Below are 12,319 nucleotides of genomic sequence, written 5' to 3'. Positions count from 1 at the left end.
GTCCACCGGGCACGGAAAAGGTCCCCTCCCGCTGCGGGAGGGGACCTTTGTGGTTCGATCCGTCAGCGCCGTCGCTGGACCTGTCGCCTCCGGACCCCGGTCAGCCGGGGTCCGGCCGATACGGTGCTACTCGGTGGCCTTGCCGTACTTGTCGTCGTGGTGGACGGCAGCGGTGTGGGTGTCGCGCTCACGGATGTCCCGGGGACCGTCGTCGAACTCGGCGGCGGTGCCGCCCTTGCCCATCCGGGGCACCTCGGTGGACGAGGGGACGTCCATGGCCACGGCGCGCCCGCCCACGGACTTCTTCGCGGTGCTGTTGTGCAGGATGGTCACCGGGATGAGCAGGGCCAGGGTGTAGAGGCCGAGGCCGATGAACCAGATCAGCGGGCTGTTGGGGTAGCTGGCGAAGGCGATGAAGCTGCCGATCATGATGGCCATGCAGACCGCGAGGAACACGAGGTTGTTGACCGTGCGTCCCTGACCCGAGTGCGAGCGAACGGTGGCGCCACCGCTGCGGCCGGTCGACGAGTCCGCCGAGGTGCTGGTGGACGACTGGGCTCTGTTGGCCATGGATCTAACCCTTCTGGCGGTGGGAGGCGGCCGGTCACGGGCGGCCGCGAAGCATTCGCGTCCAGTCTAGTCCCACGGACCGACGCCCCGGACGTTCCGCGTGGCCACCCCCGGCCGACCACGACGGGCGGCCCCGCGCCGACCCACGTGACCCCATTCCACCCGGGCGGCCCCGGACGTTCCGCGCGGCCGCCCCACGGGAACCGCGACGGCCCCCGCCCGCGAATGCGGGAGGGGGCCGTCGGTCGCCGTGCGGGGTGGACTACTGGGTGGCCCTGCCCAGGGCGTCGTCCTGGTGCTCCGCGCGGACCTGGGCGTCCCGGGTGCCGATGTCGCGGGGAGCGTCCGGGAAGCTCGCCGCGGTGGTGGGCTCGCCGGCGACCTCCGTGGTCGGCGGGACGTCCATGGCCAGGGTGCGCCCGCCCTCGGCCTTCTTCGCGGTGCTGTTGTGCAGGATGGTCACCGGGATGAGCAGGGCCAGGGTGTAGAGGCCGAGGCCGATGAACCAGATCAGCGGGCTGTTGGGGTAGCTGGCGAAGGCGATGAAGCTGCCGACCATGATGGCCATGCAGACCGCGAGGAACACGAGGTTGTTGACCGTGCGTCCCTGACCCGAGTGGGAACGCACGGTGGTGCCGCTGCGGCCGCTGGGCGTGGCGTCCGCCGAGGTGCTGGTGGACGACTGGGCTCGGTTGGCCATGGATCCAATCCTTCTGACGGTGGGAGCGGCCGGCCGCGGCGGCCGCGGGGAGTTCGCGGTCAGTCTAGTCGCTCGGGTGCGGCCGGCGGCGGCGCGCCGCGGAGGGTGCGGCGGACCCGGCCGAGCAGGACCCGGTCGAGCAGGGCCCGGTCGAGCAGGGCCCGGCGTGCTCAGCCGGGTCAGGGCGCGGCGGGTCGGCTCGAGCCGGGTCCGGCGCCTTCGGCCCGGTCGGGGTCCGGCGGGCCGAGCCGAGCGGGATCGGCGTGCTCAGCCGAGGAGCGCGGGACCGCTGCTGGCGCCGATCCGGGAGGCGCCGGCCTCGATCATTGCCAAGGCGTCCTCGCGGGTGCGGATGCCGCCGGAGGCCTTGACGCCGATCTCCGGGCCCACGGTCGCCCGCATCAGCCGGACGTCCTCCACGGTGGCCCCGGCCGTGGAGAAGCCCGTGGAGGTCTTCACGTAGTCCGCTCCGGCGGCCACGGCAGCCTCGCAGGCGAGAACCTTCTGCTCGTCGGTGAGCAGGCACGTCTCGATGATTACCTTGAGCCGGGCCCCGCCCTGGTGGGCCGCCTCGGCGACGGCCCGGATGTCCTCCTCGATCCGCTCGCGCTCGCCGGCGCGGGCGGCGGCGATGTCGATGACCATGTCGATCTCGTCGGCCCCGGCGGCCACGGCCGTGGCGGTCTCGAACGCCTTGACCTCGGTGGCGGACGCGCCCAGCGGGAAGCCGACCACCGCGCAGGTCAGCACGTCGCTGCCCGCCAGCTGCTCCCGCACGAAGCCGGTCCACACCGGGTTGGTGCACACCGAGGCGAAGCCGTACTGCCTGGCCTCCGCGCACAGGGTGGCGATCTGCTCACGGGACGCCTCCGGCTTGAGCAGCGTGTGGTCGATGTAGGGGGCGAGCTGGGGGGTGGTCACGGGCGGCCTCTCGACGGTTGGGCGGGTCGGCGCCCAGCCTACCGGCCGCCGCTCGCCTCTTCCCACGGGTTCGCACGGGCGTGCTGCACTCCGGCACGTGAGATCGCTGGCTCGGGCCATGACGGGGCGGTTGGTCTCCTCCACGATCTGCGCGAGAGCGATGACGCTGCAAGTGTGCCCTGGCTGTGGTTCCCCGATCATTGCGGGCAGGCTCTGTAGGACACGACGATGCCGACGGTGGTGCCCGGCCGCTGTGACTGTGATCATTCTGTACTTCCGGTGTCCGATCAGATTCGACATCGGTGGTGTCCTCGTCCCGGTCGTTCTGCGATACCCGTTCCGGGCCCTCACGTGCTGGTGCTCGGTGCATCGGTCCCGCGGTGACACCAGTAGAATAATGCGGGCGTGCCGCCAGGCCGCCGAATCGGCCGGCCCGCGTTGCCACCGTGCCGTACGGGCATGAGTGGGGCCCCGGAGCGGGCTACGAACGGTCGAACGGAGGGGGCTCCATGGTGCTGAGACGACAAGGCGGCAGCCGGCGGCGTGCCGTCGGTTGCCTTCTGCTGGCCGCTACCACCACCGGGCTCGTCGCCTCGTGCTCTTCCGGCCCGGAGCTCAACGATCCGTGGTTCGCCGGCTATGCGTACTTGGCCACGGCCCCTAGGTATGAGCTGCAAAAATCAAATCTCGGCGGAGGCGGAGCGGTCTTCTCGTTCCTCGTGGCGGACGCACACGACTCTTGCACCCTCACATGGGGCGACGCCGGATCCCTGGAGGATGCTTCGCGCGAGTTCGAACTCGAGCAGCAGATATCCGGCCTCCGACACAACGGCGGCGATGTGGCGCTCTCCTTCGGCGGCGCGGCCGGGGATGAACTGGCGACCGTATGCCACGACGTGGAACGTGTTCATGAAGCCTACGACGAGGTCTTGAGCCGTTACCGGGTCGATACGGTGGACTTCGACGTCGAGCTGGACGATCTGGGGTACGAGGATGCCAATGTCAGGCGTGCCCAGGCCGTGGCGGAGCTGCAGGACGAGCGCATCTGGAACGATCCGCTGCAGGTCTGGCTCACACTGCCGGTGACTCCGCGGGGGCTCGACGCCGATGCAAGCGATGTCGTGGCGCAGACACTTGACGAAGGTGTCGATCTCACCGGCGTGAACCTGATGACAATGAGCTTCGGAACCGGCAAGGAACCAAGCCAGAGCGTGTCAGAGGCTGCTCAGTCTGCGGCTCGTGCGGCGCACGGACAGCTAAAGGGGTTCTACCAGGAGGCCGGGGTCGAGCTGACCGACGAACAGGTATGGAATCGCATCGGGCTTACCCTCATGATCGGACAGAACGACGTCCCCGGAGAGGTCCTCGACCAGGCTGATGCTCGAGAGCTGGGGCAGTTCGCGCGGCAACTGGGCGTGGGCCGGCTGTCGTTCTGGGCACTCAACCGGGATCGTCCCTGTCCTGCAAACCGGGTCGCTGACCCCATGGCTTCGGTCGAGTGCAGCGGGGTGGATCAACAGGTGGGGGAGTTCGCCGGTCTGCTGGGAGCAGAGTTCGTCAGGTAGACCGAGTTCATCGAGGTGGCATCGCCGCGAACGTGCCGCGTCGAGCGAGAAATTCCGCGACCTTGCTCGTAGGCTGATAGTGACGCTCCCCCCACGTCACCGGAAGGCCCCCCATGGACCTGCTCCAAGCGCTCATCGTTGCACCGTTCATGTTCACGCTGTTCGCTTCACGGATCGTTCGGCGTCGCCGTTCGATCCGGCTGGACGTGATTCTTGCCGAAGTCGAAGCAGCCAGCGCCCTCGTCATCGCGGATTGGCCCCACACGCACACGTCAGCTCGCCTCGAGCGGCTCGCTCTGGAACGACGGCTGCGCAGTGCTTCCTACAAGCAGGGGTGGCACACGGCGGCCAGCCGTGAGATCGACTACCTGCTGCTGCAAAGGATCGGAGTTGCGGAGAAGCGGCTGCGGACAGCGCGGGACATGGCTTGCAAGACCGCGGCCGTGACTGCAGATCACCACTGACCAACGTAACGGACCCAGCAACCGTGCAGTTGCTGGGTCCGCGGCGAGCGGATCATCGACGGTATCTCACCGAAGGTGGTTCTCGCCCATGAACCGAGGGCGCTGTAAGGCCTCAGCCTTGTTTCGCACGCTGTCCCACAGGAACAGCACCCATAGCGTCGACGCTGTCGATGTCGATAACGCTGTTGGTGCGGTCCGGTTTATACCATCCCACGACGCGGCCTTTCAAGACCTGAATCAGAGACGCATAGATCACGTAGGCGCGCAAAGGCTCGAAAATGAATCGGTAGATAGGCACGACAAGAAGGTGCATCGGGCTCTCCTTGACCATGTACATCGCGATCAAGCAGAAAATCGCTTGGACCACGGCTCCAATGAGCACAATGAATGCGAAATGCTCCCAGTCGCCGGATACGAGGCTCAGAAGGATGAGCACCATGACAAGGGGTAGGAACACCAGGTGGATCACAAAGGAAACGAGATTGTAGGGAAGGGCCGCCATTCCCAACGCCCCGTACCTCGGATTGAAAATCATGCTGGAGTGCTTGCGCAGGGCCTGTAAGTTCCCGTACGTCCACCGGACACGCTGCTTGGTAAGCGCACGGAGGGCCATCGGCGCTTCTGTCCACGCCACAGCCTCGTTCTCCTGCACCACCGCGTAGCCTTGACGATGTATGGACAGCGTCAGGTCCATGTCCTCAGCCAGCGTGTCGTGAGAGTAGCCGCCGGCGCTCTCAAGTGCTTCACGGCGCCAAGCCGTGCAGGCGCCGGGGGCCACAGATATGGCGCCTGCTACTCCAGCAGCCATGCGGTTGATACAGATGCCGCACATATACTCCAGGCTCTGCCACAGTGTGAGGACGTTTCTCCGGTTACCGACCTTAACTTGGCCTGCCACGGCTCCGACCTGACGGCTGCCGTCGTGGTCATAGAAGTGCCGGGCCAGCATGCGAATGGTGGAGGACTCGAACAACGTGTCGCCGTCGATGGTGATGATGATCTCTCCGGTGGCATGGAGGATGCCCCGGTTGCTGGCGACGGACTTGCCGCCGTTGGACTGTGTGTGAACCCGGAGCTGCGGCCATGTGTCAGCGTAGGCTTGGAGGATCGCCAGGGTCCGATCTGTGGATCCGTCGTCGACGGCGATCACTTCCAGTGCCGGGTAGTCACTGGAGCGCAGAGCGTTGAGCGTCCGCTCGACGACCGGTTCCTCGTTGAAGACGGGCAGGACGACGCTCACCAGAGGCAGCTCGTGATCGGGCAGCGCACGCCACTGGCGACGCTTCCGGCGCCGGTGGCCGTGCAGTGCCAGGACCACTGAGAGCACGGAGAGCAGCACCAGTGACCCGGTCCAGAACCAGAAGAGCCAGCCGCTGATCACACCGGGGAGCACAGTGGCGGTCGACAGCGCCGCAGCCGTCGCGTCGTCGGCTAGAAGTGGTTCTGCGTCGGGGTCCGGGACGTACTCGGCTGGGAGCAGCGGCTCCAAGGTGGTGAACTGGTAGCCCTGGTCCTTGGCCCGTTCGATGAACTTTTTGAGCATGGACACCGTGGCCGTACGGTCGGTGCCCCCGGCGTGCATGACCACGACGTGCCCTTGGCCGTCCAACTCCGGCAGAGGGACCGTCTCGTCCGGCCCGTACTTCCAGTCCCACGTGTCCAGGTCCATGTTCACATGCAGGTACCCGAGCTGTTGGGCGTGCAGCAATGCCAGGGGTTTGAGCTCAGGATTTCCCTCGGGGAAGCGGAACAGACGGCTTCCGTAACTCGCCACGGACCGCATGGTGCGGTCGGTCCCTATGAGCTCTTCCCGGTGCCTGAGACCAGGATCCTCCCAACCGATCATGTGGGTCATGGTGTGGTTTCCCACCATGTGCCCTTCCTCGACCGTCCTGCGGAAAACTTCCGGGTGCTCCACAATGCTGCGCCCAGTGTTGAAGAAAGTGGCAGGTACCTGTTCCTGCGCCAGCACATCGAGGATCTGCGGTGTGAAGGTGGAGTCGGGACCGTCATCAAAGGTCAGTATCAGCTGACCCGGACCTGGCTCGCCAAAACGCTCCATGGCGTAGGGGCTGTCGCCGACCTTTCTCGCCTCCTGCGGAGTCAGCTCACGCAGCTCTTCGTCCGTGAACGGATCCACGAGGACTGTCCTTCCGGCCTCTCTTTCCACCAGCGTCATGCGGACGAAAGCGTTCTGGCTCAGATTTCCGACCACCGGGATGGCCTCAGGGTTGCCTGCGGCGAAGAACTCCTCGGGATATCCGAGATGCTGGTTCAACGGCTGCCCCCACGTCTGTTGCAGAGCCTGCGGCAAAATCCACGCTGCTGAGCCGAGAGCCATCACCAGCACGATGGCGAGCCCTATGAGAATCCGATGCCAGCGGCGGCCGCTCTTGTCGAAGAAGACCGGAGGCGCGACGTCGTTCTCGGGATTCTTTCTTGACGCACCGTTGATTCTGTGGCTTTCATAGGCCCAGCCGTCTGAAGACAGCAGGGTGTGATGATTAGGTGGATTTGCCAAAATTCACTCTTTCAAGATCGATGCGAGCCCATCGCAGCGGGCTGATCGATTCGTCCCCCTGACGAACCGCATGGGTAGCATCGTGGCAGGGTGGCGGAGTGCTGAGCAGAAATGAACGTCAATTCATCAACCCTTGCAGGGTTGAATCTCAGGGGATTTGCGAACCCAACTAGGTGATATGTCGTCTTCCTTCTCGTGCTGGTCATGGAGCCGTCGCGTCACGGCGTGGGCTATGTGGGGGACAAGAGGGCAATCCTTTGTCCCCTTTATGGCTACATTGTGCCGCTTCCGGCAGTCGCTCATGTTACGCACGGCAAGTACTCAGATTTCTTTCCGTTGCGCGTTGCGGAAGCCCCCGGCCCCCGATGGCGCGTGCACGCGCCTCCTCCGTCTCCCCTGAATGTCGCTCCTGGGGTGAACCGGCGGGAAATGCTGGCTCCAAGCAATGAGGCGGGTTCCGGCTGATACGGTCCCACTGTCCCTGTCTATCGAGAACAGGTGACACCGCCCGAGCTGGGCTCCAGTGGCACCCTGGCACGGCCTGGGGTCAGAGCAGGTGTCGCAACGGCCTCCTCGGCGCGGCGCGGTCTGACCGTGACCGTTTCGTCACCATTACATCAGGAAAGTGTTCGCTAATCCGGCACGGTCTGCTACATTCGATGCACGGCGAACGATTGTCCGCCCGACCTGCGGCCTTGGCAGTTGCCGAGCGGTCGCAGGGGTGCGTCGGGATACCCCCGGTTCCCCTGACCCCCATCCTGGCGCGCCCCCGCAATCGTCCCGCGCCCGCCGAGGCACCGATCGGTTGTCGATCCACCATCGGTCGCGCGTCCACTGCCGTTCGCGCTTCCGCGACCCGGCCCGCCTCCGCTGCCAGACTGCTCCTACCGCCGCGCCCGTTCACCCCATCGGGTGCCGCAGCAGTCGGAGCGGCTACCGTCCGTCGTCGGGCTGCGCGCCGGACAGGGCGTCCGTGAGCTGCTTGAGCATCGCGCCCATCCGGAACCGCTCGGGCACGAGCGGCTCGATCCCGAGCTCCAGCAGCGGCGCGGCCGTCACCGGCCCCACGGTCGCGGCGAGCATCCCGCCGCGGAACGCCGCCAGCAGCTCCTCGTGCAGCCCCAGCTCCTCGGCCGTGCTGAACAGCGCGTCCACGGCCGGGGCGGCGGTGAACGTCACGGCATCCACCCGCCCGGCGGCGGCCTCGCGCACGAGCACCGGCACCTGCCCGGCGTCGTCGGCGGAGGCCCACCGATAGGGGGTCACGGTGAGCACGCGGGCCCCGGCGTCGGTGAGCCGGCGGCGCTGGACCACGTCGGCGATCCCGTGCAGCTGCAGGCCGATCGTGCGTCCGGCGAGGTCCCCGCCGTGCTCGGCCAGGACGAGGTCCACGAGCCCGGCGGTGGTCTCGTCCGCGGACATCCCGGCGTCCTCGAGGCCCAGGCCGCGCACCGCGCCCCGGCCCTTGGGCCCGCGCACGTAGACGGCGGCCTCGCGCAGGCACAGCAGCAGGTCCGCGTCGAAGCCCTGGGCCACGGCGGCGTCGTGCCAGCGGCGCAGACCGTAGCCCGTAGTCAGCAGCACCAGGTCGGGGCGGGCCTCGAACATCGCCCGGGAGGCGGCGGCGAGACTGGCGTCCTCGCCGATCGGCTCCACGCGCAGGGCGGGGGCGTGCAGCACGCGGGCACCGCGGCGCTCGAGGGCCGCGATCTGGTCCTCGGAGCGGCGGTGCGCGGTCACGCCCACCACCCGCCCGGCCAGGGGCAGGTCCTCAGCAGCCATGGGCGGTCACCTCCGCGAGGAACGCGTCCCGCTCGGCGGTCGCCAGGCGGACCACCGGGCCGACGACGACGACGGCGGGCGAGCCGCAGCCCGCCGCCGCGGTGTCCGCGACCGCGGTCGCGAGCGTGGTGACCGTGGAGCGCTGCCGGTCGGTGAAGCCGCGCTCGACCACGGCCAGCGGGGTCGCGGGATCGGCGCCGGCCCGGACCAGGCCGGCCACGAGGTGGGGGAGGGTCGCCACGCCCATGAGCACCACGAGCGTGCCGCCGCCCGCGCCGAGTCCGGCGAAGTGGGCGAGCTCCGCCTCGGAGAACGGCACGTGCCCGGAGGCGACCGTGAACATCCGGGACACCTCGCGGAAGGTCACCGGGATCCCGGCCGCGCCCGGCACCGAGACCGCGCTGGTGATGCCCGGGACCACGTCCACGGGGATGCCGTGGGCGGCGCACGCGGCGAGCTCCTCGGCGCCGCGGCCGAAGACGTAGGGGTCCCCGCCCTTGAGCCGCACCACCGAGCGGCCGGCCAGGGCGTGCTCCACCATGAGGTCCTGGATCTTCGCCTGCGGGACCGGGTGGTGGCCGGGGGTCTTGCCGACGGGGACGATCTCGGCGCCGGGGGCGGCGGCGGCCACCGCGCCCCCGGGGGCGAGCCGGTCGACGAAGACCACGTCGGCGTCCTGCAGGGCCGCCACGGCGCGCACGGTGAGCAGGTCGTCGGCGCCGGGCCCGCCGCCGACCAGGGTCACGCGGCCGCCGGTGCGGGCGGCGGGCTCCTGCACCACGGGCACGCGCGCGCCGGCCGCGTCCAGGGCCTCGCGCCAGCGCGGTGCCGCCCGTCCGACGACCACGGCGAGCGCGACGCCCGCGAGGTCCGCCGGGCCGAGCAGATCCGGTTGGGTCACGGATCGGACGGCCGCCCCGGCCGCCTCGTAGCGGCGACGGGCGCGCCGGGTGTCGTCCGGGACGCCGAGGACGAGCACCGGGACTCCGGTGAAGTCGGCGGTCAACAGCATGCGGTCCTCCAGGGGGCGAGCGGGGGTCGTGGCGGGCCGGCCACCACTACCAGGATGAGGCACGCGTGTTACAGCACGGTTGCCCGCGTGACGCCGCGTGACGCCGGCGCCGCGGTCCGGGCCCCGATCGTAGGCTGGATCCATGACGACCACCGAGCCCCCCGTCCTGCTCGCCTGCGCCCACGGCACCAGCTCCCCGGCCGGCCGCACCGCCGTGCAGCGTCTCGTGGACGCCGTCGCCGCCGAGCTGCCGGACGTCGAGGTGGTGCCCACGTGGGTGGACGTCCAGACCCCCGACCTGGCCGAGCGCACCGAGCAGTACGCCGGGCGCCCCGCGGTGGTGGTCCCGCTGCTGCTTTCCGCCGGCTACCACGTCTACGTGGACGTGGCCGAGGCGGTCGCCGCCGACGACCTCCACCGGGTCTCGGCCGCCCTGGGCCCGGACCGGGAGCTGGCCCGGCTGCTCGCCCGGCGGGTGCACGAGGCGTGCACGGCCGCCGGGGCGCCGCTGGGCGAGCACGACGCCGTGGTGCTCGCCACCGCCGGGTCCTCGGACCGCCGAGCGGTGGCGGACTGCGCCGCGGTGGCGGACCTGCTGGCCGAGGAGCTCGACCGGCCCGTGGCCGTGTCCTACCTGGCCGCCGCGCGCCCCCGCGTGAAAGAAGCGGTGTCCGGCGCCCGCGCCGGCCTGGCGGACGGCGGCCGCGTCGTCGTCGCCAACTACCTGCTGGCGCCCGGCTACTTCCTGGACCTCTCACGGAAGGCCGGCGCGGACGTGGACACCGAGCCGCTGGCCGTGCCGGAGGGCGAGGTCCCCGCCGAGCTCGTGGACGTGGTGGTCTCGCGCTACCGCTCGGTGGCCTGAGCCCCTGCCCGCTCAGCCCACCGGGTGTGCCAGGTGTCCAGGTGCACTCGCCCGGGCCACTTGGTGCGCCGAGCCCCCAGTGCACGCGCTCCCTGCATCGAGTCCCCGGTTTCTCTCACCCTTCTGCGCCGAGCCCCCAGTCCCGGCGCAGATCCCCAGATGTAGTTTGGGGAGCTGCCACGGGGTTGGGGACTCGGCGGACATGCCACCCGCACAGTGGGGACTCAGCGCCAGGGCAGCCGCGGCGCTGGGGTACACGGCGAGGGTGACACCTGGAGTCTGGGGACTTGGTGGGCGTTTCGCCGGGAGCTTGGGGACTCGGCGGAAGTGTCGCCGGGGACTCGGGGACTGGGTGGAAGTGCTGCCGGGATCTTGGGGACTCGGCGCCGGGGTGGCCGGGCGTGGGACCCGGGGCGGTCAGTCGCGCGGGCGGGCGAGGTCCGCGTCCTCGTAGCGGACCATCTTCGACCCGGTGACCAGCTTGTGGCCGAACCACAGGGCCAGGAACAGCGGCAGGCCGATGTAGGCGGTCAGGGCGGCCATGAGGTCCATGTCGCCGATGAACGCCTGGTAGTTCTGCCCGAGGATCACCACGGCGCACAGCACGAGCGCCACCACAGGACCGAGCGGGAAGAACCGTGCCCGGTAGGGAAGATCGGCGAGGTCGTGGCCCTGGGCGGTGTAGGCCTTGCGGAAGCGGTAGTGGCTCCAGGCGATGCCCATCCACACGATGAACCCGGCCAGCCCCGAGGCGCTGACCAGCCACACGTAGGCGTCCCCGTCCCCGATGAACGTGGTGAGGAAGGACGCCCCGCCCACCAGCGTGGTGGCGATCAGCGCGTTCATGGGCACGCCGCGGCGGTTGACCTTCGCCAGGAAGCGCGGCGCCTTGCCGCCCTTGGCCAGCGCCCAGAGCATGCGGGTGGAGGCGTAGAGACCGGAGTTGCCGGCCGAGAGGATCGCGGTGAGGATCACCGCGTTCATCACGGACGCCGCCGCCAGGACGCCCGCGTTCTGGAAGACCAGGGTGAACGGGGAGATGGAGATGTCCTCGACGCCGCTCGTGAGCAGGTTGGGGCTGGTGTAGGGGATGAGGAAGCCGATCACGGTGATCGCGCCCACGTAGAACAGCAGGATCCGCACGAACACGGTGCGGATGGCCTTGGGCACGTTCTTCTCGGGGTTCTCCGCCTCGCCGGCGGCGACACCGACGAGCTCGGTGCCCTGGAAGGAGAAGCCGGCCACCATGAAGATCGCCAGGATGCCGAGGCCGCCGCCCACGAAGGGCGCGTCCCCGGTGGTCCAGTTCTCGAAGCCGGGCGACTCCCCGCCCAGGATCCCGACGATCATCAGGATGCCGAGCCCCAGAAAGAGCACGATCGTGACGACCTTCACGAGGGAGAACCAGAACTCGCTCTCGCCGTAGGCCCGGGCGCTCAGCGCGTTGAGGGCGAACAGGATCGCCAGGAAGGACCCGGACCAGATCCACGAGGGCGAGTCGGGGAACCAGTAGCGCATGATCAGCGCGGCGGCCACGAGCTCGGCGGCCACGGTGATCGCCCAGTTGTACCAGTAGTTCCAGCCGATGGCGAAGCCGAAGGAGGGGCTCACGAAGCGGGTCGAGTACTCCTCGAACGCGCCCGAGACCGGCAGGTAGGTCGCCATCTCGCCGAGGCTCTGCATCAGCAGGAAGACCATGAAGCCGATGACCACGTAGGCCAGCAGCGCCCCCCCGGGACCGGCGGTGGCGATGGTGTTGCCCGAGGCCACGAACAGGCCGGTGCCGATGGCCCCGCCCATCGCGATCATGGTCAGGTGGCGCGGCTTGAGGCTGCGGCGCAGCTTCTGCTGGGACTGCAGCTGCTCCTGGGTCGCAGGAGGGCTCTGCTCGGCCCGAGGACGTGCGGTGCTGGTCACGC

The 12,319-nt window shown here is 69.1% G+C and carries 10 protein-coding genes; 3 read left to right on the top strand and 7 right to left on the bottom strand.

All coding sequences use genetic code 11. The annotated features are described in order from the left end of the window. Window positions 1-126: 126 nt before the first annotated feature. From ACYVM4_RS10230 to deoC, 3 genes are all read right to left on the bottom strand, one after another. Complete coding sequence (locus ACYVM4_RS10230; RefSeq protein WP_460668474.1) at window positions 127-570, bottom strand: hypothetical protein; 444 nt, start codon at window positions 568-570, stop codon at window positions 127-129. Between the two features lie 262 nt (window positions 571-832). Further along, window positions 833-1,270 (bottom strand): hypothetical protein, encoded by a 438-nt coding sequence (locus ACYVM4_RS10225; protein ID WP_460668473.1) that lies wholly within the window; start codon window positions 1,268-1,270, stop codon window positions 833-835. Between the two features lie 267 nt (window positions 1,271-1,537). Beyond that, window positions 1,538-2,191 carry a deoxyribose-phosphate aldolase gene (gene deoC, locus ACYVM4_RS10220; RefSeq protein ID WP_460668472.1) on the bottom strand — a complete coding sequence of 218 codons (654 nt, stop codon included), beginning with the start codon at window positions 2,189-2,191 and terminating at the stop codon, window positions 1,538-1,540. Window positions 2,192-2,700: 509 nt separating this feature from the next. Here deoC and ACYVM4_RS10215 point away from each other — a divergent pair. Both ACYVM4_RS10215 and ACYVM4_RS10210 read left to right on the top strand, forming a co-directional pair. Then, on the top strand, window positions 2,701-3,756 hold the full coding sequence (locus ACYVM4_RS10215; protein ID WP_460668471.1) for a chitinase: 1,056 nt from the start codon (window positions 2,701-2,703) through the stop codon (window positions 3,754-3,756). A gap of 113 nt (window positions 3,757-3,869) precedes the next feature. Beyond that, window positions 3,870-4,220, top strand: a complete 351-nt coding sequence (locus ACYVM4_RS10210) for a hypothetical protein (RefSeq protein WP_460668470.1) — start codon at window positions 3,870-3,872, stop codon at window positions 4,218-4,220. A 112-nt stretch (window positions 4,221-4,332) separates the two neighbouring features. Here ACYVM4_RS10210 and ACYVM4_RS10205 read toward each other — a convergent pair whose 3' ends face one another. The 3 genes from ACYVM4_RS10205 to cobA form a co-directional block, all read right to left on the bottom strand. Continuing rightward, entirely contained in the window at window positions 4,333-6,741 is a 2,409-nt protein-coding gene (locus ACYVM4_RS10205; protein WP_460668469.1) for a bifunctional polysaccharide deacetylase/glycosyltransferase family 2 protein, read from the bottom strand. A gap of 933 nt (window positions 6,742-7,674) precedes the next feature. Continuing rightward, window positions 7,675-8,523 carry a uroporphyrinogen-III synthase gene (locus ACYVM4_RS10200; protein WP_460668468.1) on the bottom strand — a complete coding sequence of 283 codons (849 nt, stop codon included), beginning with the start codon at window positions 8,521-8,523 and terminating at the stop codon, window positions 7,675-7,677. After that, the gene (gene cobA / locus ACYVM4_RS10195) at window positions 8,513-9,535 is read right to left on the bottom strand and encodes a uroporphyrinogen-III C-methyltransferase (protein WP_460668467.1); all 1,023 of its coding nucleotides are present in this window, start codon (window positions 9,533-9,535) and stop codon (window positions 8,513-8,515) included. The genes ACYVM4_RS10200 and cobA overlap by 11 nt, the downstream gene beginning before the upstream one ends. A gap of 142 nt (window positions 9,536-9,677) precedes the next feature. Here cobA and ACYVM4_RS10190 point away from each other — a divergent pair, with 142 nt between their 5' ends. Further along, window positions 9,678-10,400: a sirohydrochlorin chelatase gene (locus ACYVM4_RS10190; protein ID WP_460668466.1), complete on the top strand. Its 723-nt coding sequence runs from the start codon at window positions 9,678-9,680 to the stop codon at window positions 10,398-10,400. 417 nt (window positions 10,401-10,817) lie between these two features. Here the strand turns inward: ACYVM4_RS10190 and ACYVM4_RS10185 are convergent, their stop codons facing one another. Continuing rightward, on the bottom strand, window positions 10,818-12,317 hold the full coding sequence (locus ACYVM4_RS10185; RefSeq protein WP_460668465.1) for an amino acid permease: 1,500 nt from the start codon (window positions 12,315-12,317) through the stop codon (window positions 10,818-10,820). Between the last annotated feature and the right edge of the window lie 2 nt (window positions 12,318-12,319).

It is taken from the genome of Kocuria himachalensis (assembly GCF_054784195.1).
Note: the sequence above shows the minus strand (reverse complement) of the source record. Positions and strands in the feature narration are given on the sequence as shown.

What these genes read in the sequence shown, in the direction of transcription:
- ACYVM4_RS10190 (WP_460668466.1), top strand. Translation starts at nt 9,678, where the DNA reads ATGACGACCACCGAGCCCCCCGTCCTGCTCGCCTGCGCCCACGGCACC.
- ACYVM4_RS10200 (WP_460668468.1), bottom strand. Translation starts at nt 8,523, where the DNA reads ATGGCTGCTGAGGACCTGCCCCTGGCCGGGCGGGTGGTGGGCGTGACC.
- ACYVM4_RS10230 (WP_460668474.1), bottom strand. Translation starts at nt 570, where the DNA reads ATGGCCAACAGAGCCCAGTCGTCCACCAGCACCTCGGCGGACTCGTCG.
- ACYVM4_RS10210 (WP_460668470.1), top strand. Translation starts at nt 3,870, where the DNA reads ATGGACCTGCTCCAAGCGCTCATCGTTGCACCGTTCATGTTCACGCTG.
- cobA (WP_460668467.1), bottom strand. Translation starts at nt 9,535, where the DNA reads ATGCTGTTGACCGCCGACTTCACCGGAGTCCCGGTGCTCGTCCTCGGC.
- ACYVM4_RS10215 (WP_460668471.1), top strand. Translation starts at nt 2,701, where the DNA reads ATGGTGCTGAGACGACAAGGCGGCAGCCGGCGGCGTGCCGTCGGTTGC.
- ACYVM4_RS10225 (WP_460668473.1), bottom strand. Translation starts at nt 1,270, where the DNA reads ATGGCCAACCGAGCCCAGTCGTCCACCAGCACCTCGGCGGACGCCACG.